Here is a 22,844-nt window from a genome sequence, read left to right as displayed (position 1 = left end):
TCAAAATTTGAAGTGATTTTTTAAATTGGGCGTCCAGTCCCGATAGGCTCCTAGAATTGTATTTCTCTAAACTGTTTTGGTGTTAGGTTCGTATGCTTTTTAAACGTTGTGATAAAGTGGGTATCACTATTGAATCCTGATGTAATAGAAATCTTCTTAATTGAAAGATTAGTGTTCTGAAGCAATTGTTTCGCATGGTTTATGCGATAGTTAAGTACGTATTCATATGGGGAGTATCCAGTATATTTTTTAAATACACGAGAAAAATGAAAGGGAGTTAAATTGACGTATTGAGCCAGCTCCTTTAGATTGATATCCGTATTAAAGTGGTTTTCAATAAATGCAATCGCCTGCAAAATAATTTTTTCTTGAATATCGGTTGATTCATTTGAAATCTCATTCAATTCATACATAATTTTATGAATGTTCATCGAAACAAAATGCTCATTGATATTCCCCTTTTCAGCCATATTAAGAATTTGATCCATGCATTCAGGAATGACAAAATTATTCTCGATTGAAAAAATGCATCCACTTTTCTCAAAAAGAAAATCAAAATAATGTTGACTAGCAATGCCTGAAAAATGAAACCATTCAAAGAAGACATTTTCATTTGCCAGGTATGTATGCGGTTCATGGCAATTGAGAAATACGAGAGTGTTCTTTCTAGCTTCAAATTCCTGACCTCTATATCTAATGGTCATGGATCCTTTCCTAATCAACATAATGAGATAGTTGTTGTAATTTTTTCTTTCCACGATATATTTATCATCACAGTGAAATAGTCCAGAATCATGCAAACAGTAAAGTGTCTTCTTGGCAAATTCACTTGGAATATGAAAAAAAATTTCAGATTTTTGCAATACACCTTTTTCAATGATCTTCATATATTTCTCCTATAATTCGAAATGAATTCAATATTTAATCTTGAAACACTTAGCCGTGTTAATTTAAAAGCAATATTATTAAGTAAATGAGCAATATCATTAAAAGTATTTATATTTGTATTATAATAAAACAAAATTAAAGATAGCAATAAATAATAGTTTTGATTACATAACAACTAAGGTAAGAAAGAAGAGTAGTGCAAATAAAGGAAAGAACTTTCCTAGTTTATTTTTTTAAGGATATTTCTTTAAAATCACCTTAAAGCCAGTTTGGTTTAATTAAAGAAACAGGATTTTAAAAATGGAAGACCAGTATTGCATAGGAATTACCTAATTACCAACCTTTCTTTAATATTTTTAGTAAGTGTCTACCATAATTTAAATTTATAAAATTTTCTTAAAAATAAAATAAAAGTGATTGACGATTTTAATGTAAGTGATTACAATGAAAATAAGTTAGGAAAGAACTTTCCTAAATTATTTCTTAGGATGATGAGGTGTGATTGAAATGAGTCAATTAAAGGTTGGGTTATTGGGTGCTGGCAGAATGGGGGCTTTTCACGGAGAAAGTATAGCAAAACGAATACCAGATGCTATTTTATATGCTGTAGCCGATCCATTTCCCGGGGCAGCAGAAAAAATTGCAAATGAATTAGGATTAAATATAAAAACGTATACTGATCCACTTCAAATGATGCAGGACCCTAATGTAGATGCAGTTATTATCGCTTCACCAGCACGAACACATGCAAGTAATGTTATTGCTGCTGCAAAAAACGGAAAGGCTGTTTTTTGTGAAAAACCAATGGCTATAACACTAGAAGAAGCTGATGAAGTTCTTCAAGTTGTTAAGGAGATGAAAGTGCCATTACAAGTTGGATTTAACCGTCGCTTTTCAAAAGGTTTCAAAGGCGCGCATGAAGAAATTGTTGCTGGAAAAATTGGTACACCACAATTATTACGCTCTTTAACAAGAGATCCAGCATTAGGTAATCCAAATAAACCTGAGTGGACTATTTTTTTGGAAACACTTATTCATGATTTTGATACACTTTTATACTTAAATCCAAATGCTAAACCAGTTGAAGTATTTGTCATGGCAGATGCTTTGGTAGCGCCAGAATATAAAGATAAAGGTTTACTCGATACAGCTGTTGTAAGCATTCGATTTGATAATGGCGCTATTGCTGTTGCAGAAGCAAGCTTCCAAGCAGTGTATGGGTATGATGTCCGTGGGGAAGTCTTTGGTTCTGAAGGGATGTTACAGATGGGAAGCATTCGCGAATCAAGTATGACTAGGTATACAAAAGAGGGAGCGAGTTATAATACTTTGCGCTACGATCAGGACTTGCTTTTTGATGCTTATGTAGATGAATTAAAAGATTTTGTTGATGCAGTAAAGAACAATAAACCGACTTCTGTTACTGGAGAAGATGCTCGTTCTGCATTGTTAATCGCTCTTGCATGTATAGAGTCGTATAAGGAGAAAAAGCCAGTTAAAGTAGAAAATGATGTTTTAATGACTGTTTAAACGGATAAAAATTGCCCTTTTTCCTAATAACTTTGTTTATAATGAAAAATAGAAATTGGGGAAAGGGAGATTAGCATTGAAGCCAACCATTTATGATGTTGCAAAAAAAGCAGATGTTTCTATATCGACTGTATCAAAAGTATTAAACGGAACGGGAAGTATCAGTGAAAAGACTAGGAAACGAATTTGGGAAGTAATTGATGAATTACAGTTTCAGCCAAGTATTGCTTCTTCCGTTAAAAAGGCAATGAAAACAATCGGTTTGTTGATTCCTGATATTTCTAATCCATTTATGGCTGAAGTTACAAGAGCAATTGAGGACAACGGTCGTAAAAAAGGGTTTAATGTCATTATATGCAGCACTGATAATGACAGTACCAAAGAAGATGAATATATTTCCATGTTGAAACAAAAATATGTAGATGGAATGATTATTGCAACTGGTTTAAAAAATAGGCGCGCTTTTCAACAATTAATAGAGGGTGATATTCCAGTTGTCATGCTTTCGCGTGATGTTCCTAATTTACCCATTCATATAGTAATGGTAGACGATTTTCAGGGTGGGTATGAAGCTGGTACATATTTAGCACAGTTAGGCCATCGAAAAATAGCCATGATCGTAGAAAATATCAATATTCCTTCCATAAAAAATAGGGTAAAGGGATTTAAAGAAGGATTAATAGATTCTGGGCTATCTTCTGAGGATTTAACCATCCTATATAGTTCCTTAGATTTGGATGAAAGTGGACGAGTGTGCTTGAATTTATTGGAAAATCAAGAAAACAGGCCTACAGCCATTTTTGTTTCGACAGAGTTACTTGCTTTTGGTGTTTTCCGTGCAGCAAGAACTCTAAAGATACAAATCCCTAATGAGTTATCTATCGTTGGATTTGATAATAGTATTTTGGCAAAACTTAGTAACCCTCCATTAACGACTATCGCTCAACCTATAGAAGAAATGGGGGCTAAAGCAGTAGAGTTGCTTGTTGATGAAATTACCAATAAGAAAGAACGATCTAATAAAGTGATGCAACGGGTAGTTATGTCTCCGCTCTTAATTGTTCGTGATTCAACGGCTCCAATTTCTAAGAATGAAAGATAAGACCTTCCAGGAATGATGTCAGTTTCACATCATAACAGGATTTCACTCCATTTTAGATAGAAAAGGGAGATGCCTTAAAAGAAACTTGTAAGCGCTATATAGTTTGAAAACCAATGGAAGTTTACTATTAGAATTTTTGTGATCTTAAATAGATTTTACAGTTGTTTTGCCCAAGAGTTAATCACTTATAAATATAAGGGGAATTTCTATATGGAGAATATTTCAAATAAGGGTGCGCAATTGGATCATTTTACTAAAAAGAACCCAAAAAAGTTTTTGAAATTAATTACCACTGTATCAACATTTGGGGGGCTATTATTCGGATACGATACAGGAGTTATGAATGGTTCACTCCCATTTATGGCAAAGCCCGAACAATTAAATCTTACCCCTCTTACAGAAGGGCTTGTAGCAAGTTCTCTAACGTTAGGAGCTGCTTTTGGTTCAATAGTGGGAGGACAGTTATCAGATCGAAAAGGGCGCAGAAGCCTAATACTGTATCTCGCTATTATATTTTTATTGGCAACAATGGGCTGCGTTACTGCACCAAATGCAACAGTAATGATTATTTTTCGCTTCATTCTAGGACTTGCTGTCGGAGGTTCTTCGGTAATCATACCATCCTATCTTTCGGAAATGTCTCCGTCGGAACTTCGGGGCAGGATGGTTACGCGAAATGAATTAATGATTGTTACTGGGCAATTTCTAGCATATGTTTTTAACGCCATTATTGGAAATGCCTTTGGAGATACAGGACATGTTTGGCGTTATATGTTAGTTGTTGCAACTTTACCGGCAGTGGCATTATGGTTTGGAGTAGCTGTTTTACCTGAAAGTCCTCGATGGTTAGCCTCAAAAGGAAAAATGGCTGAAGCATTAAAGGTACTGCAAATGATTCGTAATGAGAGTATTGCACAACAAGAATTAAATGAAATAAAAGCACATATTCAAGAATCGCAAAAAGTAGAAAAAGGATCACTAAAAGATTTAAGGGTACCTTGGGTTCGATATATGGTAGGAATAGGGGTTGTAGTTGGGTCAGTAGCTCAGTTAGTGGGGATAAATTCCATTATGTATTATGGAACTCAAATTCTGGAAAATGCTGGTTTTGGAACCAAGACAGCTTTGATTGCAAACGTAGCAAATGGATTAATTGCCGTTATTGCTGTTATCGTTGGTATGTATCTTCTTAACAAAGTGAATAGACGGACGATGCTGCTTATTGGTTTTATTGGTGTTACATTGGTTCTAATAGCGATTGGGATTACTAATATTGCGCTAACTAGCTCACCGATTTTACCATTTATCGTATTAACATTGACAGTAACATACTTAGCTTTTTTTCAAGGGTTTATTGGACCTTTAGGCTGGCTCGTAATAGCTGAAATTGCCCCTGTTCGCCTACGTGGTCTTAGTATGGGGATTGCTACATGCTCCCAATGGATTTGCAATTTTCTAGTAGGACTATTTTTCCCTACTCTTTTAAGTACACTCGGACTGTCAGGAACATTTTTCTTATTTGCTGCGTTTGGATTCATTGGGGTAATATTTGTTGCGAAAAACTTACCAGAGACAAGAGGGCTTACATTGGAACAAATAGAGGATAACTTTAGAGATAAATATGATGTAAATCAGAGTAAGGTTAGTAAAATAGGTTAAAGACCGTTTATAAATTTGGATATCCAGGCGTTTTGTATTTTCAAGTACTAGAATAATATATAAATAACAGACTGAAAATTCCATTTATTTTGAAATATGGTAGAGTACTAGATTCTATAAAAGAAATATTAAATAAAATTAGTAACTAGGAGGAAGTAGTATGAGTAGAGAATATGGTTTATGTTTATGGACTTTTGGTGATATTTCTGTTGAAGAAAAGTGTAAATTAGCTAAGGATATTGGTGTAGATGGTGTAGAAGTTCAAGGAGATCTTACGCAAGATCCGAAGGAGCTTGCAAATATCTTGTCTATATACGGGTTAAAGGTCTTATCGGTTACACCTGATAATGTGGATATCTCCAGTGAAAATGAAGATATAAGACTAGAGGCAGTGGGTTACTTTTTAAATCTATTGGATTGGGCAAGCGATTTAGGTGCAAAACGAATTTGTTTACATGGCGATGTGGGAAAAATAACTGGAAGTGGAGATCTCGAGAAGGATTGGGAGCTCCTAGTAGAAAGTTCTAGGATAGTGATGAAGAAAGCCGAAGCTTTAAAAATTGAAGTAGTGTTCGAAGTGTTAAATCGCTATGAAAACCATCAAATTATTACAAATCAAGAGGCTCTGAAACTACTTGATTCTGTAAATAGTCCGAGTTTAGCTATTCTTTTAGATGCCTATCATATGAATATTGAGGAAGCAGACCCTATTGATGCATTAAGAAAAGCAGGAAGTAAGTTGGGAGTTTATCATGTAGCTGATTCTAATCGTCAAGCTGTTGGAAATGGCCATTCCAATATAAAAAACCAAGTTGAAGCATTACATGAAATTAATTATACTGGGCCAATCATTATGGAGATGACTGCAGAAGGTCCAAATCCTTTTACAGCTGTTAAAGGACCAGATTATCTTCAGGTTCTGACCGATTACTATAAATCTTCATTAGAAAAACTAAAGGCATGGGATACCTTAAAAGTAGAAATATAAACATTAAATCAATATAAGATAACTACTATATAATAAGGAAAGATATCCATTTTTAAGCAAAATAACACTAACTTTATCACCATATACCAAAAACATAATAATTTTTTGTTAATTTAGAAAAAAAGGAATTGAAATTTCCAATAGGAGTAGGTTACAATATAACCATAAGGAAAGCGCTTACCCTAATTAAATCAAATGATTACTTGATTTAAAAATCATAATGTTCTTCTATTATTTGGGTAAGCGCTTTACTAGAAACCAATTAAAGCCAAAATGGATAATTGCAGAAAGGAGACCATATATGGTTAGCCTCCTTGAAATTAAAGGAATTAAAAAAAGTTTTGCTCAAAACCATGTATTAAAGGGAATCGATCTTGACGTAAAACCGGGTGAAGTACATGTTCTGCTGGGGGAAAACGGTGCAGGAAAGTCTACTTTAATCAAGATTCTAACAGGCGTGCATCAAAAGGACGCAGGAGAAATCTATTGGGAAGGGAACTCGGTTATACTAAATACCCCAGTTGATTCCATGAAGCTAGGCATTGCTACCATTTATCAAGAACTAAATGTCATTCCTGAACTAAAAGTCTATGAAAATATCTTTCTTGGCAGAGAATTAAAACACGGTGGAAAAATGTCCTTGCTTAACCATAAAGCAATGCGCAAAGAAGCCGAGCGCTGCTTGGAAATGCTTGGCCAAAGCCCGAAACTTGCAGATAAACAACTGGGAACACTTGGTATTGGACAACAGCAGCTAGTTGAAATTGCAAAAGCCATTACGTTAGATGCGAAATTAATTATTATGGATGAGCCTACCTCCAGTTTAAGCGCCCAGGAAGTAGAACAGCTCTATAAAGTGGTCGAAGAGCTTAAGAAAAAAGGCATCGCCATTATCTTTATTTCCCATCGACTTGAGGAGATTAAACAGCTTGGTGATCGGATAACTATTCTCCGAGATGGATTTAAAATTGAAACTTTGCCAGTTAAAACAACAGATAGTGATTACTGGATTGAACTGATGGTGGGACGATCGTTAGATGAAAAGTTTCCAAAGCAGTCCTTTACCCTTGGAAAAGAAGGCTTTCGAGTTGAAGATTTAATCGTAGCAGGCACGACCGAACCGGTTAATTTTTCAGTCCATTATGGAGAAATTGTTGGAATCTCTGGACTTGTAGGTGCGGGCCGTACAGAATTGGCCAGATCCATTTTCGGTGTTGATCACCATAAAGGTGGGAAAGTCTTTATTGACGGTCAGGAAATGAAGATCAAATCTCCACGCGACGCCATAAACGCAGGGATCGCTTTTATTACAGAGGATCGCAAAAGTGAAGGTCTACTGCTTGATATGACGCTTGACTTTAATATTGCTATAGCGAATATGGACAAATTTAAGGGCAGTACAGGTTTGCTGGATGTAAAGGAAATGCGCAAGGAAGCACAAAAGTATGTAAAAGAGTTAAAAATTCGTCCTGGTAACATTGAACTTCACTCCAGGAACTTGAGTGGCGGAAATCAGCAAAAGGTTGTTATTGCCAAGTGGTTATGCACACATGCGAAGGTATTTATCTTTGATGAACCGACAAGAGGGATAGACGTAGGGGCAAAAGTTGAGGTTTATCGCTTGATGAATCAGTTGGTTGAAAACGGTTCCATTGTATTGATGATTTCTTCGGACCTTCCTGAAATTCTCGGGATGTGTGATCGAGTGCTTGTAATGAGTGAAGGAAAATTAACTGCAAATTTGCCGATTGAAGAGGCTTCGCAGGATCGAATAATGAAAGCGGCTACAGGGGGATGAGAAAATGAGTCAAGTTCAATTAGTGACAGAATCAGAAAAGAATCTTTCAGTGAACACGGATCCAAAAGAAAAGATCACTTTAAAGAAAGTAATTGGTAAGCTGGGACCTTTATTAGCTCTTGTCATCTTGATTGTCATCCTGACCTGCCTATCAGATAAGTTTTTAACCGTAAATAACCTTATGAATATTGCCAGTCAATCATCCATTAATGCGTTAATGGGGCTTGGGATGCTTTTAGCCATCTTAACAGCAGGGATTGACTTGTCAGTTGGTGCAATTCTTGCCGTATCGATCATGTTAATGGGGATTATTACTGTTAACCTGCATATGAACCCATTTATTGGTATGATCGTTTGTCTTGGTGTAGGGACTTTATTAGGCTGGGTAAACGGAGTGTTATTAACGAAGCTGCATTTACCGCACCCGTTTATCTCTACGCTCGGTACACAATTCATCGGACGAGGAATTGCTCTTATAGTAACCGCTGCCGCACCGATTGCTGGTTTCCCGGCTGCCATTCAATTTGCCGGAAATCAATTTGTTGGTCCAATTCCGGTGAGCTTTCTTCTTGTCATTGCTGTTTATGTACTGTTTCACATTTTCCTTACAAGGTCAAAGACAGGCCGCTATATTTATGCAATCGGGGGCAATAAGGAAGCCGCCCGTCTGTCTGGAATAAACGTCGACCGGGTGCTGATGATTGTTTATTCACTTAGTGGTTTAATGGCGGGACTTGCGGGATTAGTAATGGTAGGGCAAGTTAACTCGGCGTTCCCACTTGCAGGACTAAACTATGAAACGAATGCCATTGCAGCTGTTATTATTGGCGGCGCCAGCTTTTTCGGCGGAGTAGGTACAGTTTCCGGCACATTAATCGGGGCGTTAGTCATTGCTGTGCTTCAAAATGGCCTTAACCTTCTTAACGTTTCCGCAGATGCTCAACTTGCGGTAATCGGATTGGTTATCATTGCGGCAGTGTATGTTGATGTTCTTCGTCAACGCAAAAGTAAGAAAAACTAATTCTGTGTGAAAAAGTTGATTGAATAAAATATCATCAAAGAATAATGCTCGAGAGAATGCGATTTCTTAAACTTAAATTTTAAGGGGGCAGAAATGATGAAAAAACTTAGCGGAATTTTAATGATGAGTGTATTAGGGGCCGGATTAGTAATGGGGGGATGCAGCAATTCAAATTCTTCGGGGGCAAGCAAGACTGCTTCTGGTTCTAATAAGTCTGCTTCAAATGAAGAAGTAAAGGTCTCTGTTGTTCTTAAAGCTTTAAATAGTGAATATTGGAAGCTGGTCCAGCGTGGTGCAATGGATGCGGGTAAAAAAGATGGAGTTACTGTAGAAGTAATGGGGCCTAGTGCTGAAACGGATGTACAAAAACAAGTTACACTCATTCAAGATCAAATTACCAATAATGTGAATGCTTTGGTAGTCGCACCGAGTCAACCCGCTACCGTACTAAATGTTCTTCAACAGGCCAATAGAAATAAGATTCCTGTCATTTTGGCAGATACAGATGCAAACTATTCCGAAAAAGTTAGTTTCGTAGGAACAGGAAACTTAGTGGCTGGTCAAGAAGGTGGAAAATACATGGCCAATAAACTTCATAAAGGAGACAAGGTAGCCATCATTCGTGGAGCTTTAGGTGATAAAACCCACGATGACCGGAGCAATGGAGCAGAAAAAGCCCTGAAAGCAGCTGGTATTAATGTCGTGACGATTCAACCTGCTGATAGTGACAGAGCGAAAGCGATGAATGTAATGCAAAATATTCTTCAATCAAATCCAAAAATTAAAGCAGTATTCGTAACAAGTGAGGATATGGCATTAGGTGCATTACGTGCTGTTCAATCAAAAAACAGCAAAGTAATGGTTGTTGGGTTCGATGGAACATCAGAGGGACTAAATTCAATCAAAGCAGGCGGGCTGGATGCTGAGGTAGCCCAGGATCCGTATAAGATTGGTTATATGGCGGTAGATGCAGCGGTTAAAGCGATTCATGGAAAGTCAGTTGACAAACGGATTGATTCCGGTGCTAACGTGATTACTAAAGAAAATGTGGATGAGTCACTTTCTAAGATTAAACAATATGTAGGTAATTAATGGCTAATGTGATTTCAAAAATGTTTGTGAAAGCTTAAAGATAAGACAGGAAATTTGTTTTATAAAAGAGATTCCAACATAGCATCGCATCCCCTGTTAATCCTTTGTGGTAAAATAATATCAACATAAGGATTTTGGAAAGGGAGTTTGGAGCAAAATGAAGCCTACGATCTATGATGTAGCTGAAAAGGCAGGAGTCTCGATCGCAACCGTTTCCAAGGTGATTAACGATACAGGCCGTATTAGTGAGGAAACGCGAAATAAAGTTCTGAAAATAATGGGTGAGCTTGAATATCAGCCAAGCAGTGTTGCTACGGCATTAACAGGTAAAAAAACTTTTACAATCGGTGTACTTGTTCCTGATATTTCAAATGCCTTTTTTGCCGAAGTTGCCCGAGCGTTGGAAAACAACGCCAGGGAAATGGGCTATTCCATTATTTTGTGCAGTACAGATTACCAGATTGAACGCGAACATGATTATTTAGAATTACTACAAAAAAAACAGGTTGACGGGATTATTATTGCGACAGAGCCTGAAGATTGGAAAGCTTATAAAAGTCTTCAAAAAAGGGCTATACCACATTTAATGTTTTCTGTTGACAGCCTCCGTTTTTCATCACATATCGTAACAACGGATGATGTACGAGGGGGATATATGGCAGGAAGGTACCTCCTTGATATGGGGCATAGAGAAGTTGCTATAATCGCAGAGCAAAACCGGGCCAGCGGCAGAATGCGTCTTGAAGGCTTTAAAAAATCCCTCACTGATAAAGGGGTTGCCTTAAAGGATGAATGGACTTTGAATGCCATGTCTAAATTAGACGATGCAAAAGCTGCAGCAAGGAAGATATTGCAAATGGAGAATAGGCCGACAGCAGTGTTTGCTTCAACCGATTTAATTGCGGCAATTTTCATAAAGGAAGCCCGAAAAGCACATATTCGCATACCAAATGAAATATCAATAGTAGGCTTTGATGATACGATTTACGCGGAATTAACGGAGCCTGGCTTAACGACGATTGCCCAGCCAAAGCAGGAGTTGGCAAAATTTGCGATGGATCAGCTTTTAAAGCTAATAAAAGACCCAAGGATTCCGCAGCAGCGAATTATGCTTTCACCTAGGTTGGTCGAACGTAAATCTGTAAGAAACTTAAATAATCTCTAATGACGCTGATTGACATTTCGGCGTGCGGATGGGGTAAGCGCTTAACCAAAACCATTATGTTAAATAAATAGGAGGAATCACAATGACATCATTAACAGTAGGAATAATTGGCGCAGGCCGAATTGGAAAATTACATGTAGATAATTTAAGAAAGATACCACAAATTCGTATTAAAAGTGTTTCAGATGTTTTTATAGATCACCTTGAATCATGGGCAAAAGAAAAACAAATTGAGGTTTTAACATCTGATTATCACGAGTTGTTAAATGATCCGGAGATTCAAGCCGTTTTCATTTGTTCGCCAACCAATACTCACGCAACAATCATTAAAGAAGCAGCACTTGCCGGTAAAGATATCTTTTGTGAAAAACCAGTAAGTTTTTCCGTAGAAGAAACAGAAGAAGCATTAGCTGTGGTTGAAAAAGCGGGGGTAAGGCTGCAAATTGGTTTTAACCGCCGTTATGATCCGAATTTTCGAAGAATTCAAACACTTGTAAAAGATGGGCAAATTGGTCAGCCGCATATTTTACGAATTACTTCGCGTGATCCAGAGCCTCCAGGGGTTGACTATGTGAAAGCTTCCGGCGGATTGTTTATGGATATGATGATCCACGATTTTGATATGGCACGCTATGTAATGGGCAGTGAAGTTGTCGAGGTTTCTGCTGCCGGAGCAGTGCTGGTGGATCCGGCAATTGGTGAAGCTGGCGATATTGATACCGCTATCGTAACATTGAAATTTGCCAATGGTGCACTGGGAGTAATTGATAATAGCCGTCAGGCAGTGTACGGATATGATCAGCGTCTTGAAGTTTTCGGTGAAAAAGGAGCAGCACAAGCTGATAACAATCGTCCTACTACTGTTGAAGTATCAAGCGCTGAGGCTGTTACGTTAGATAAGCCGCTTTACTTTTTCCTTGAGCGTTACAACCAAGCATATATTGATGAAGTAGTAGAATTTACTCGCTCTATTCTTGAAAAGAAAGAAATTGCCTGCACAGGCTTTGATGGCTTACAAGCGCAAAAAATCGCGAAAGCAGCAAAAGAATCGCTTGAAAAGGGTATCCCTGTTCAATTAAATATTACCGCTTCAGTAATTTAATAAAAATAAAGAATTGATACTATGAACCTCCTAATAGTAGAAAAAATCCGTTTGGTCTGATGCAGTTAGGAGGTTTTTTATTAACTTACAAGCCAATGAGACGAATAGGTCATAATGGGAAAACACAGGAGAATGAATGCAGGAGGATAAGACAATGTTTAACACAAATCAAGTAAAATTGGCCATTGCCCCAATTGGTTGGACGAATGATGATATGCCTGAACTCGGCAGCGAAGTTACCTTTGAACAATGCATAAGCGAAATGGCTCTTTCTGGTTTTTCGGGAAGTGAAGTGGGAAACAAGTACCCGCGAGACACTGAGGTTTTAAAAAAGGCCCTATCTTTAAGAGGATTAGAGATTGCAAGTGCTTGGTTTAGTTCCTTTTTAACCTCAAAGCCATTAGAAGTAACGGAAAGAACTTTTATAGTACACCGTGATTTTCTTCATGAAATGGGTGCAAAAGTAATTGTTGTCTCAGAACAAGGCAACAGCATCCAAGGCCAAATGGAAATACCGCTATTTGCAAATAAGCCTAAAAATACGGAAGAAGAATGGAAGCTCTTATTGGAAGGGTTGTCTCGCCTTGGCGACCTGGCGGCTGAAAAGGGCATGAAAATTGTCTACCACCACCATATGGGTACAGGCGTGCAAACTGCATTAGAAATCGACCGCTTAATGGAAGGAACCGACCCTGAAAAAGTATCCCTTCTTTATGATACAGGACATCTTGTATTCTCAGGAGAAGATCACCTGGCAGTGTTAAAAAAATACGTTAATCGAATTCATCACGTTCACTTAAAAGATATCCGTATGGAAATTGTTGAAAGAGTACATAGTGAAAAAATGAGCTTTTTGCAGGCTGTAAAAGCAGGAGCTTTCACCGTACCAGGAGACGGCGTCATTGATTTCAAACCCGTATTTGAGGTGCTAAGTGAGGCAGGCTATAAAGGTTGGTTTGTCGTCGAGGCCGAACAGGATCCGGCAATTGCCAATCCATTTGAATATGCAGTGAAAGCAAGGAAGTACATCAGGGAAACAGCGGGGTTGTAAATTACACAGAAAAGAGTTTGTTTGTCTAACAATCTGTTGAAAAAAGTAATGCTGGCGTCTAGAATGGATTTAAACTATAAAACAAGTGTATATGACAAGACGGAATAATAAAGAGAGATCCATAGACTATAAAAATTTAATAATAAAGATAAGTTGGATAGTCTAAAAGGCTATCCAGTTTTAATTAAAATATCATATAAAGTGTTTACGTCTACTTTGAGAAGGGGTGTTTATATTGGATTTAAATAAATATCTATCCGGAAAAACTTCCTTGAATGATTATGTCCATCGTTTAAACCAAAATAATGCCTCTTTTCAAGTTCATTATTGGGGAGTCATGCCGAAACATTATGACAATCAATTACATAAACATTCCTTTTTCGAAGTGTGTTATGTAGTCGAAGGGGAAGGAACCTACTTAGACGACCAAAGTACCTTTACACTTCAAGAGAATACGCTTTTTTTATCGAGACCAGAAATTTTACACCAAATAAAAAGTGAGAAGGGTTTGTCTTTATTATATGTGGCCTTTGACCTAATTGAATCGGAATCGAGTGAAAACTGGATCAAAATCATGGAGGCTGCCAAACAATGTACCCAAGTCATTTTACATGATAAAGATGAAATGGAAACAGCTTTATTATGGAAATCACTGCTTATCCAGGCAACAAAGCGCCAAAATGAGTTTTTTGAAGAAATGCTCTCCAATATTGCTAATTCTCTTATTCTCTCCATATTGCAGGATTTTGTTCCAGCTTTGAATAAGAGTAATCATAAACACGATCCCGAACAGCATTCCGTCCTCCTTACACAGGCGCAGTTATATATTCATGACAATCTATCAAATTCATTGAAGCTTACGGAAGTAGCCAAACATTTACACATATCCGGAAGACATTTGTCTCGTATTTTTGTATCTGAATTAGGAGTAAGTTTTTCAAAGTACGTTCAAGACGAACGAATAAACAAAGCCATGATGTTACTCAAAAAATCAAATTTATCGTTAAAAGAAATTGCTGAGGAAACAGGATTCATGAATGTTCAATATTTTACCCGTGTTTTCACTTCCATGATGCAAATATCACCAGGAAAGTTTCGATCTCTGTTTGTAGACCAAAATACAACTACCTATTCGCATAGCTGACACCCCCACTATTTATATTGGGGGTGTTTTTTTACGATTAAAAATTTATTCATTTAAAGAAAGATGTCCTTAAAGTATAAAAACATGTCTCTATAATTTAATTACTATTCTGAATTCCTTTTATATAATTAGCTATGTAAACAAGGTTATGACAATATCATAGAAGGTGATTCATTGGAAAATACAGACATGGGAAAATGAAAGCGAATTCCTCAAAAAGAATTTATTTGCAAGATGTCCTTAAATGTAAAAACTAAACACTTTATGCAATAAAGGATTCAGAATACACAGCGATCAAAACAAGGAGGAAAGAATTCTATGAAATTATCATATGTAACAGATAGCTTAGGCCACTTGCCGTTTGAAAAAATGCTTGATACGGTGGCTGAAATGGGCATTGACACCATTGAGATGACAACAGGAGGCTGGTCACCGGCTCCACATTTGCGTTTAAATGAATTGCTGGAAAACGAAGCAAAAAGAAGTGAGTTTCTAGGCGAACTAGAAAAACGGAATATTAAACTTTGCGCACTGAATTGTTCCGGAAATCCTTTAGATCCAGGTGAACTTGGAAAAGAGCATAGAGAAGTAACAGAAAAAACAATGGAACTAGCTGGTCTACTTGGTGTCAAGAAGGTTATTATGATGAGCGGTCTGCCAGCTGGAAGCCCAGAGGATAAAATCCCTAACTGGATTACCTATACAGTTAGTTGGCCACCAGTTTTAAAAGATATTTTAGATTATCAATGGAATGAAGTAGCCATTCCCTATTGGAAAGAGTTAGTGAAAAAGGCTGAAGCCTGCGGTGTTGAAAAAATTGCCCTTGAAAATTTCAGTTCAATGTTAGTGTATAATCCGGAAACGTTATTTAGATTACGAAATGCAGTTGGCCCTATGGTTGGATTGAATTTAGACCCAAGCCATTTAATCTGGATGGGGGCCGATCCGATTTTATCAGCCAGAGAACTAGGAGCAGCGATTCACCATGTTCATGGTAAAGATGTAAGAATTGAAAGACATTTATCAGCTGTGAATGGTGTATTGGAAACAAAAGAAGTTACGGATACAGCAAATAGAGCCTGGAATTATGTGGCTGTCGGCTGCGGCCAAGATTTGCAATGGTGGAAAGAATTCTTCTCTGTTGTTCGGATGATGGGATATAACGGTGAAGTTTCCCTAGAAATGGAAGACTTGACCATGTCTGTTGAAGCAGGAATCAAAACGTCGATAGATGCTTTAAAACAAACACTTAGCCTTTAATTTCGCAGAAATTTCTGAAAAATATTTAAAATTATACAATTGAGAGGAGTTTTTACAATGTTAAATGGAGAGAAAAGAATTGCAAGACCACTACGCTGGGCTATGATCGGAGGCGGGAGAACTGGACAGGTAGGTTATAAACACCGCATTGGTGCACTAAGAGATAATACTGCATACCAATTAGTAGCAGGTGCATTTGATATTGATGCTGAAAGAGGAAAAGACTTTGGTGTTAATCTTGGTGTCGATGAGAATCGCTGCTATCCTGATTATAAAACAATGTTTGCAGAAGAAGCTAAACGGGTAGATGGTATCGAGGTTGTATCCATTGCCACTCCTAACGGAACCCATTATGAAATTACGAAAGCAGCATTGGAAGCTGGATTGCATGTTATTTGTGAAAAACCTTTGTTCTTTACTGTCGCAGAGGGTGAGGAGATAAAAGCCCTAGCAGAGAAACTAGGGAAAATTGTGGGAGTTACTTATGGTTTCTCTGGAAATCAATTGCTGCTTCAAATGCGGGCCATGATTGAACAAGGCAAGATCGGTGATATTCGTGTGGTTGATTTACAGTACACACATGGTTTTAGTGCAACCGAACAAGGTGATAAAACAAATGCTGCCCAAAAGTGGCGTGTAGATCCTAAGGTTGCAGGCCCAAGCTTTGTTTTGGGAGATCTCTCCACACACACTTATTATATGTCCGAGTTGATTATGCCGCAGATGAAAATTAAAAAATTATTATGTGATCGGCAGAGTTTTGTTGGAAGCCGTGCTCCTTTAGAGGATAATGCTTTTGTTTTGATGCAATATGAAAACGGAGCAGTAGGCAGACTATGGACATCTTCGATCAATGCAGGGTGTATGGACGGCCATAGAATTCGCATTGTCGGATCGAAAGCAAGCCTAGAATGGTGGGATAGCAAACCAAATGAACTAAGATACGAAGTGCAGGGAGAACCTATCCAAACGTTAATTCGTGCAATGCCTTATTTAGATGAAACCTGTAATGCGGATGAGCGTTTGGGAGCATTGCATCAAGAAGGGTTAACCGAATCTTGGGCTAATATTTATCTGAAATTTGCTATTGCCATTGATGCCAAAAATCGCGGTGATGAGGAAACATTGAAAAATCTGGTATACCCTGATATTAATGCTGGAATTGAAGGAATCCGCTGGATTGAAAACTGTGTTCGTTCTGCAGACAACGGATCCGTTTGGGTAGAATATGAGAGCAAAAAACCACAGCTAGTGTAAAAAAATTTTATAAAGGCCGGGGGGCAATTACCATAGATTGTTCCCCGGTTAGATTAAAGATTTTTTTATCTCATAAGCAAAATGAAAGCGTTTTAAATCAATCCGTTAGCAAGGATCTTAATGGGAGTCTATGATTTCAATCTGACTTAATCAAGGAATTTGCAGAAGAAATTGTTATTAAACAATTAGACAAAGGGGAAATGTACCTTGCAAAATCTCAACGTTTCGGAGAATCCAGTTCAACTCGAACATGTCCAGAAAAAGAATCCAAAAAAGTTCTTGAAATTAATTACTACTGTATCAACATTTGGGGGGCTACTATTTGGTTATGATACAGGAGTAATTAATGGAGCACTTCCATTTATGGCTAAACCTGACCAATTAAATCTTAATGCATTTACAGAAGGGTTAGTAGCGAGTTCATTAATCTTAGGTGCTGCTATTGGTTCATTAGTGGGAGGCCGATTATCAGATAAAAAAGGGCGCAGAAGCCTAATCATGTATCTAGCTATTTTATTTTTATTTTCAACTCTAGGCTGCGTTATTTCACCCAATGCATCCATCATGATTATTTTCCGCTTTTTGCTGGGGCTTGCTGTCGGTGGTTCTTCAGTCATAATACCATCCTATCTTGCGGAAATGTCTCCATCGGATCGGCGGGGCATGATGGTTACTCGAAATGAATTGATGATTGTAACTGGGCAGTTTCTAGCTTATATATGTAATGCAGTCATCGGAAATGTCTTTGGTGATACAGGACATGCTTGGCGTTATATGTTAGTAGTTGCAACATTACCAGCTGTGGCTTTATGGATTGGCGTGGTTATTTTACCAGAAAGTCCTCGATGGTTGGCATCAAAAGGAAAAATGGCTGAAGCACTAAAAGTGCTTCAAATGATTCGTAATGAGGGAGTAGCACAACAAGAATTAAATGAAATAAAAGCACATATTCAAGCAGAGCAAAAAATAGAAAAAGTGACGCTACAGGATTTAAGGGTACCTTGGATCAAGCGTATTATCTTACTAGGGGCTATCATTGGGGGAGTATCCCAGTTAGTTGGTATAAACTCTATTATGTATTATGGAACACAAATTCTAGAAAATGCTGGTTTTGGAACAAAAACAGCTTTGATTGCAAATGTAGCAAATGGGTTAATCGCCGTTATTGCTGTTATAGTTGGTATGTCCCTTACGAACAAAGTCAACAGACGGACAATGCTGCTTACAGGTTTAACCGGTGTAACAGTTGTTCTTATTACGATCGGTATTTCTACTTTCGCGCTTGCTGGTTCACCGGCCTTGCCATTGGTAGTTTTATCTCTGACAGTCCTATATTTAGCCTTCTTCCAAGGAGCAATTGGTCCTTTAGGGTGGCTCATTATTGCTGAAATTTTCCCTGTTCGTTTACGTGGAGCTGGTATGGGGATTGCTACATTGTTCTTATGGCTTTGTAATTTTATGGTAGGTCTATTCTTCCCTACACTTTTAAAGGTTGTCGGACTTTCAGGAACATTTTTCTTATTTGCGGTGTTTGGGTTCATTGGGGTAGTGTTTGTAGCGAAAAACTTGCCAGAGACAAGAGGGTTATCCTTAGAACAAATAGAGGATAACTTTAAAATGAGAGCATAGAAAATTAAATGAATAACTGAACCGCGGAGATGGTCTAGAGGACCGCTCCGCGTTTTTTTTGTATAGGTTTCTTTAAGAATTAACACTAAGTTCATATAAAAATAATCAACCTTTAGTTTATTTCTAATAAAAATATAATCATTCTTTGGTAGATTAAAGTCAAAATAACCTTTTCTTATACTTTGTAAGATTTAGTCTTATTTTTTTATACATAACAACAAAACATTTTCGGAAATCTATTTTTAAAAAAAGAGGAGGAAATGATGTTTAGGAAAATACTAAGATCGTATGATTATTCTTTAGTTATTGCAATCACTTTATTATCTCTCTTTAGTTTGGTCATGGTCTATAGTGCAAGCATGGCTACTGCTGTACAAAGGTATGGTGTTGCAAGTGATTATTTCTATCAGAAACAAAAAGTATTTCTAATAATAGGTGCTTTTTTCTTTGTTATCACTTCTTTATTCCCTTATAAGGCCCTGAAAAACCGAAAAATACTTATATACATGGTTCTTTCATCCCTTGTTGTTTTAATGGCTCTCTTTGTCTTTGGTCATGTGGCTGGGAATGCACAAAGTTGGTTTAAAATTGGACCGATTAGTATTCAGCCTGCAGAATTTGTTAAACTTTGTGTGATAGTTTATTTATCTGCTATGTATGCTAAAAAGCAGGAATATATAAATCAATTTAAAAAAGGGGTTGTCCGTCCATTAATCTATTTAGGAATAGTTTGTTTATTAATAGCCATTCAACCAGATTTCGGGACAGTGGAGTTAATTTTATTATTTTCTGGAGCAATCATCATTTCGTCAGGCACAAGCATTAAGAATTTAGCCAAACTAGTTACAATTGGTGTTATGGTACTGTTACCATTTGTTCTTCTATTTTATAAGAAAATTTTTACATCTGTTCGAATGAATCGATTGGAAGTCTTAAATGATCCGTTTAAATTTCAACAAACATCGGGCTACCATCTTGTAAATTCATACATAGCAATTGGTTCTGGTGGGATAAATGGCTTAGGATTGGGAAAAGGTATCGAAAAGCTTGGTTATTTACCAGAATCGCATACAGACTTTATTATAGCTGTTATTGCGGAAGAGTTAGGAATATGGGGTGTTGGTTTTGTTATCATTACATTAGCGTATATTGTGTTAAGAGGGATATATATTGCATTGCAATGCAAAGATCCTTTTGGAAGTTTACTAGCAATCGGTATTTCAAGCATGATTGGCATCCAAGCTTTCGTTAATATTGCTGGTGTCTCTGGCCTCATCCCACTTACCGGTGTTCCACTTCCATTTGTTAGTTATGGAGGATCTTCTCTTATCCAATTAGCGATTGCTGTTGGAATTTTAGTCAATGTTTCAATGTTTGTTAATTATGAAAAGAAATATAAAAACAAAAAGAATCAAAACGGTAAAAATAATAATAGGAAAAATGTATATAATTTTACAAAATAGATGGGACAATTTAGAGGGCAACCGCCCAGCTTTTAGATGAGTTATGGGAAACCTATTGCCCAATTTTTATCAGTGAGAAAAATTCTGCAGCTGAACCTTAATATTAAATGAATAACATAACACGGAGATGGTCTAGAGGACCGCTCCGCGTTTTTTTGTATAGGCTTTGTTAAATGAAATTATTTTTTTCTCACTTAAAGGAGACATACTTTCATAAAAAACGATTCGTGCTTCTCCATATTGATCCATAGAATTGTTAAAAGATTGTATTGTATGTTTAAGGAATTCCATTATTCTTTTCATCATGATTCCTCCCTAGGAATAAACTGGTTAATTTAATATTGTACCTTGGTAGTCTCTTTAGCAATCATCATGAAAACGAAAACAAGTGCGGAAAAAGCGTTAACATTCATAATGAAAGCGTGTAAATGTGAATTAATCTCAATATTTCTCTTTTTTTACCTACTCAAAAAATAAGTTGTCATTTGTGGTATTCATCCTTTAAAGTCTAGGTAGAAGGTAATTCAAACTTTGGGTTAACAGTCTCATTACTGCAATGTTTTAGGAGGACTCATAATGACTCAGTATTTTGTAAAAAAGGACTTTAATCCAACATTCGAGAATGGTTCAATCCCCAAATTGCTCTATATTTGTAATGTTGATCCAACCCACACAAGCTTACCCAGAACGATGCATATGCACAATGATCTATTGGAAATTATTTTTATCAAAGAAGGAAATGGCAGTCATTTGATTGGTGAACGACAATATAAAACGCTTAAAGGTGATATTTTAATATATAACGAAGGCGTTCTTCACGATGAATATGGAAATCCGGATACAAATATGAGCGTTTTTTGTTTAGGGATTACAAATGTGAAGCTGCCTTGGTTACCAAGGAATCATTTGGTTTCAAAGGAATCTTCATATGTTTTGCGTAGTGGAAAGGATGCTTCGAAGATGGAAGCATTGTTAGAAATGATGTATTCACAAATTTCTGAGGGAAAAACTGGAGCAGAGGAAATGTGCAGTTATCTGCTGCGTGCACTTCTGACGCATATCCTACAAATCCCGCAGGAAAACCACGTCTTATCAAAATCAGAGGAGTCAGTTTTATCTAACACCATCAAGGCTTATATGGATGAACATTATTTAGAGGAAATTTCATTGAATTCTCTTTCGGAAACACTTCACATAAGTCCCTATTATTTGGCACATCTTTTCAAGGAAACGACTGGGTTTTCTCCTATTCAATATATTATTCGACGTCGAATCGGCGAAGCACAGTCCCTACTTATTAATACAAACGAAAGTGTTACAAATATTGCTGGTATAGTTGGCTACGATAATACCAGTTACTTTACGACCCTCTTTTCTAAAACAGTCGGCATGTCTCCCAAAAAATACCGACAGCTATGGATTAAAAGTGAAGGGTAGAAACCAGTCTATTCAAATATATGAAAGCTAAAAAGCACTAGTCACTAGTGCTTTTTATTTTTTCTCTTAGTTCTCCTCTTAATAGGTAACAGTGGCCTTCAAATTCTAAAACGTACTATATTAGCAACTAAATAACAGGATTCTACATTTCTCGGGAAATTTAAAGAATCTCTCGTTAAAAAACATTCAAAATCTTTCAAAAACTACAAAAAACAAGATAGTGAAACTTTTTATTATTTATGTAGAAAAAACCGCTTAAATTAAACAAGATAGTGAAAGCGGTTAACAAAGGCTGGATTTATAATTAATTTATAAGTTTTGGAGGTGTTTCAATTGAGTATAAAAATTTCAGGAGCGCCTTGCTGCTGGGGTGTGGATGATCCAAAAAACCCTAATCTGCCGCCATGGGAGAGAGTTTTAAAGGAGGCATCGCAAGCTGGTTATAAGGGTATTGAGTTAGGACCATATGGTTATATTCCTATGGAAATTGATAGAGTACAAGCAGAGCTCGACAAAAATGACTTAACGATCATCGCAGGGACCATCTTTGATGATTTAGTATCAGAAAGTAATTTGGAAAATTTGTTAAAGCAAGTAGACGATATCTGTTCTTTGATAACAAACCTTCCGCCTTCCCCAAAGGAGGAAGGTCAAAACTTCCTAACTCCCTATCTGGTCATTATTGACTGGGGGCATGATGAAAGGGATTATAATGCCGGCCATTCAGATCGGGCACCAAGATTACCCGCAAAGGATTGGAATAGAATGATGAGACATATTCGTGCTCTTTCAGAACGGGCATGGAATACGTATGGTGTACGTTCGGTGATCCATCCGCACGCTGGCGGTTATATGGAATTTGAAGATGAAATAAAGCAGCTTTTAGAAGATATTCCTTATGAAATAGCAGGACTTTGCTTGGATACAGGGCATCTCTATTATTCAAAAATGGATCCGGTTCAATGGCTTAAAGACAACAAGGACCGTCTGGATTATATACACTTTAAGGATATTGATCTAGATGTTTACGATCAAGTTATGGAGGAACATATTCGATTTTTCGAGGCCTGCGCCAAAGGAGTCATGTGCCCAATCGGACAGGGCATCATAGATTACAATTCCATTCATTCTTTGTTAAAAGAGATCAATTACCATGGTTATATCACGATCGAACAGGAACGGGACCCTAGAAACGCTGATACCAGTTTACGTGATGTAAAACAAAGTGTGGATTATTTAATGAGTGTTGGATATTAAT

Annotated in this window: 19 protein-coding genes; 17 read left to right on the top strand and 2 right to left on the bottom strand. The window is 37.1% G+C overall.

The genetic code is table 11. The features are described 5' to 3' along the window. Positions 1-50: 50 nt before the first annotated feature. A complete protein-coding gene (locus COD92_RS17960; protein ID WP_098530372.1) occupies positions 51-887 on the bottom strand; it encodes a helix-turn-helix transcriptional regulator in 837 nt (278 codons plus the stop codon). A gap of 508 nt (positions 888-1,395) precedes the next feature. Between COD92_RS17960 and COD92_RS17955 the strand changes: the two genes are divergently transcribed. The 15 genes from COD92_RS17955 (at position 1,396) to COD92_RS17885 (ending at position 20,149) form a co-directional block, all read left to right on the top strand. Further along, the gene (locus COD92_RS17955; protein WP_098530412.1) at positions 1,396-2,418 is read left to right on the top strand and encodes a Gfo/Idh/MocA family oxidoreductase; all 1,023 of its coding nucleotides are present in this window, start codon (positions 1,396-1,398) and stop codon (positions 2,416-2,418) included. A gap of 76 nt (positions 2,419-2,494) precedes the next feature. Further along, entirely contained in the window at positions 2,495-3,520 is a 1,026-nt protein-coding gene (locus tag COD92_RS17950; RefSeq protein WP_098530371.1) for a LacI family DNA-binding transcriptional regulator, read from the top strand. A gap of 210 nt (positions 3,521-3,730) precedes the next feature. Further along, positions 3,731-5,179 (top strand): sugar porter family MFS transporter, encoded by a 1,449-nt coding sequence (locus tag COD92_RS17945; protein ID WP_098530370.1) that lies wholly within the window; start codon positions 3,731-3,733, stop codon positions 5,177-5,179. 160 nt (positions 5,180-5,339) lie between these two features. Next, complete coding sequence (locus tag COD92_RS17940) at positions 5,340-6,167, top strand: sugar phosphate isomerase/epimerase family protein (protein WP_098530369.1); 828 nt, start codon at positions 5,340-5,342, stop codon at positions 6,165-6,167. Between the two features lie 301 nt (positions 6,168-6,468). After that, complete coding sequence (locus COD92_RS17935; protein WP_098530368.1) at positions 6,469-7,965, top strand: sugar ABC transporter ATP-binding protein; 1,497 nt, start codon at positions 6,469-6,471, stop codon at positions 7,963-7,965. A 4-nt stretch (positions 7,966-7,969) separates the two neighbouring features. Further along, entirely contained in the window at positions 7,970-8,986 is a 1,017-nt protein-coding gene (locus COD92_RS17930; protein WP_098530367.1) for an ABC transporter permease, read from the top strand. A 96-nt stretch (positions 8,987-9,082) separates the two neighbouring features. After that, positions 9,083-10,078, top strand: coding sequence for a sugar ABC transporter substrate-binding protein (locus COD92_RS17925; RefSeq protein ID WP_218011280.1), 996 nt, complete (start codon positions 9,083-9,085; stop codon positions 10,076-10,078). Positions 10,079-10,235: 157 nt separating this feature from the next. Then, positions 10,236-11,243, top strand: a complete 1,008-nt coding sequence (locus tag COD92_RS17920; RefSeq protein ID WP_098530365.1) for a LacI family DNA-binding transcriptional regulator — start codon at positions 10,236-10,238, stop codon at positions 11,241-11,243. 82 nt (positions 11,244-11,325) lie between these two features. Further along, positions 11,326-12,345 carry an inositol 2-dehydrogenase gene (iolG, locus tag COD92_RS17915; RefSeq protein ID WP_098530364.1) on the top strand — a complete coding sequence of 340 codons (1,020 nt, stop codon included), beginning with the start codon at positions 11,326-11,328 and terminating at the stop codon, positions 12,343-12,345. Between the two features lie 154 nt (positions 12,346-12,499). After that, entirely contained in the window at positions 12,500-13,396 is an 897-nt protein-coding gene (gene iolE, locus COD92_RS17910) for a myo-inosose-2 dehydratase (RefSeq protein WP_098530363.1), read from the top strand. A 235-nt stretch (positions 13,397-13,631) separates the two neighbouring features. After that, on the top strand, positions 13,632-14,540 hold the full coding sequence (locus tag COD92_RS17905) for an AraC family transcriptional regulator (RefSeq protein WP_098530362.1): 909 nt from the start codon (positions 13,632-13,634) through the stop codon (positions 14,538-14,540). Between the two features lie 318 nt (positions 14,541-14,858). Continuing rightward, positions 14,859-15,800: a sugar phosphate isomerase/epimerase family protein gene (locus COD92_RS17900; RefSeq protein WP_098530361.1), complete on the top strand. Its 942-nt coding sequence runs from the start codon at positions 14,859-14,861 to the stop codon at positions 15,798-15,800. A gap of 57 nt (positions 15,801-15,857) precedes the next feature. Further along, on the top strand, positions 15,858-17,057 hold the full coding sequence (locus COD92_RS17895) for a Gfo/Idh/MocA family protein (RefSeq protein WP_098530360.1): 1,200 nt from the start codon (positions 15,858-15,860) through the stop codon (positions 17,055-17,057). A gap of 279 nt (positions 17,058-17,336) precedes the next feature. After that, positions 17,337-18,686 carry a sugar porter family MFS transporter gene (locus COD92_RS17890; RefSeq protein ID WP_255286647.1) on the top strand — a complete coding sequence of 450 codons (1,350 nt, stop codon included), beginning with the start codon at positions 17,337-17,339 and terminating at the stop codon, positions 18,684-18,686. A gap of 263 nt (positions 18,687-18,949) precedes the next feature. Further along, positions 18,950-20,149: an FtsW/RodA/SpoVE family cell cycle protein gene (locus COD92_RS17885; protein ID WP_098530358.1), complete on the top strand. Its 1,200-nt coding sequence runs from the start codon at positions 18,950-18,952 to the stop codon at positions 20,147-20,149. 132 nt (positions 20,150-20,281) lie between these two features. Here the strand turns inward: COD92_RS17885 and COD92_RS32090 are convergent, their stop codons facing one another. Continuing rightward, positions 20,282-20,452: a hypothetical protein gene (locus COD92_RS32090; RefSeq protein WP_176541195.1), complete on the bottom strand. Its 171-nt coding sequence runs from the start codon at positions 20,450-20,452 to the stop codon at positions 20,282-20,284. A gap of 273 nt (positions 20,453-20,725) precedes the next feature. Between COD92_RS32090 and COD92_RS17880 the strand changes: the two genes are divergently transcribed. Together COD92_RS17880 and COD92_RS17875 are read left to right on the top strand one after the other, a co-directional pair. Beyond that, the gene (locus COD92_RS17880) at positions 20,726-21,586 is read left to right on the top strand and encodes an AraC family transcriptional regulator (protein ID WP_098530357.1); all 861 of its coding nucleotides are present in this window, start codon (positions 20,726-20,728) and stop codon (positions 21,584-21,586) included. 333 nt (positions 21,587-21,919) lie between these two features. Beyond that, complete coding sequence (locus COD92_RS17875) at positions 21,920-22,843, top strand: sugar phosphate isomerase/epimerase family protein (RefSeq protein ID WP_098530356.1); 924 nt, start codon at positions 21,920-21,922, stop codon at positions 22,841-22,843. The last annotated feature ends 1 nt before the right edge of the window (position 22,844 follow it).

The organism is Bacillus sp. AFS037270 (genome assembly GCF_002585305.1).
The sequence above is the reverse complement of the archived record's forward strand: the minus strand, read 5'-3'. Positions and strand labels throughout refer to the sequence as shown.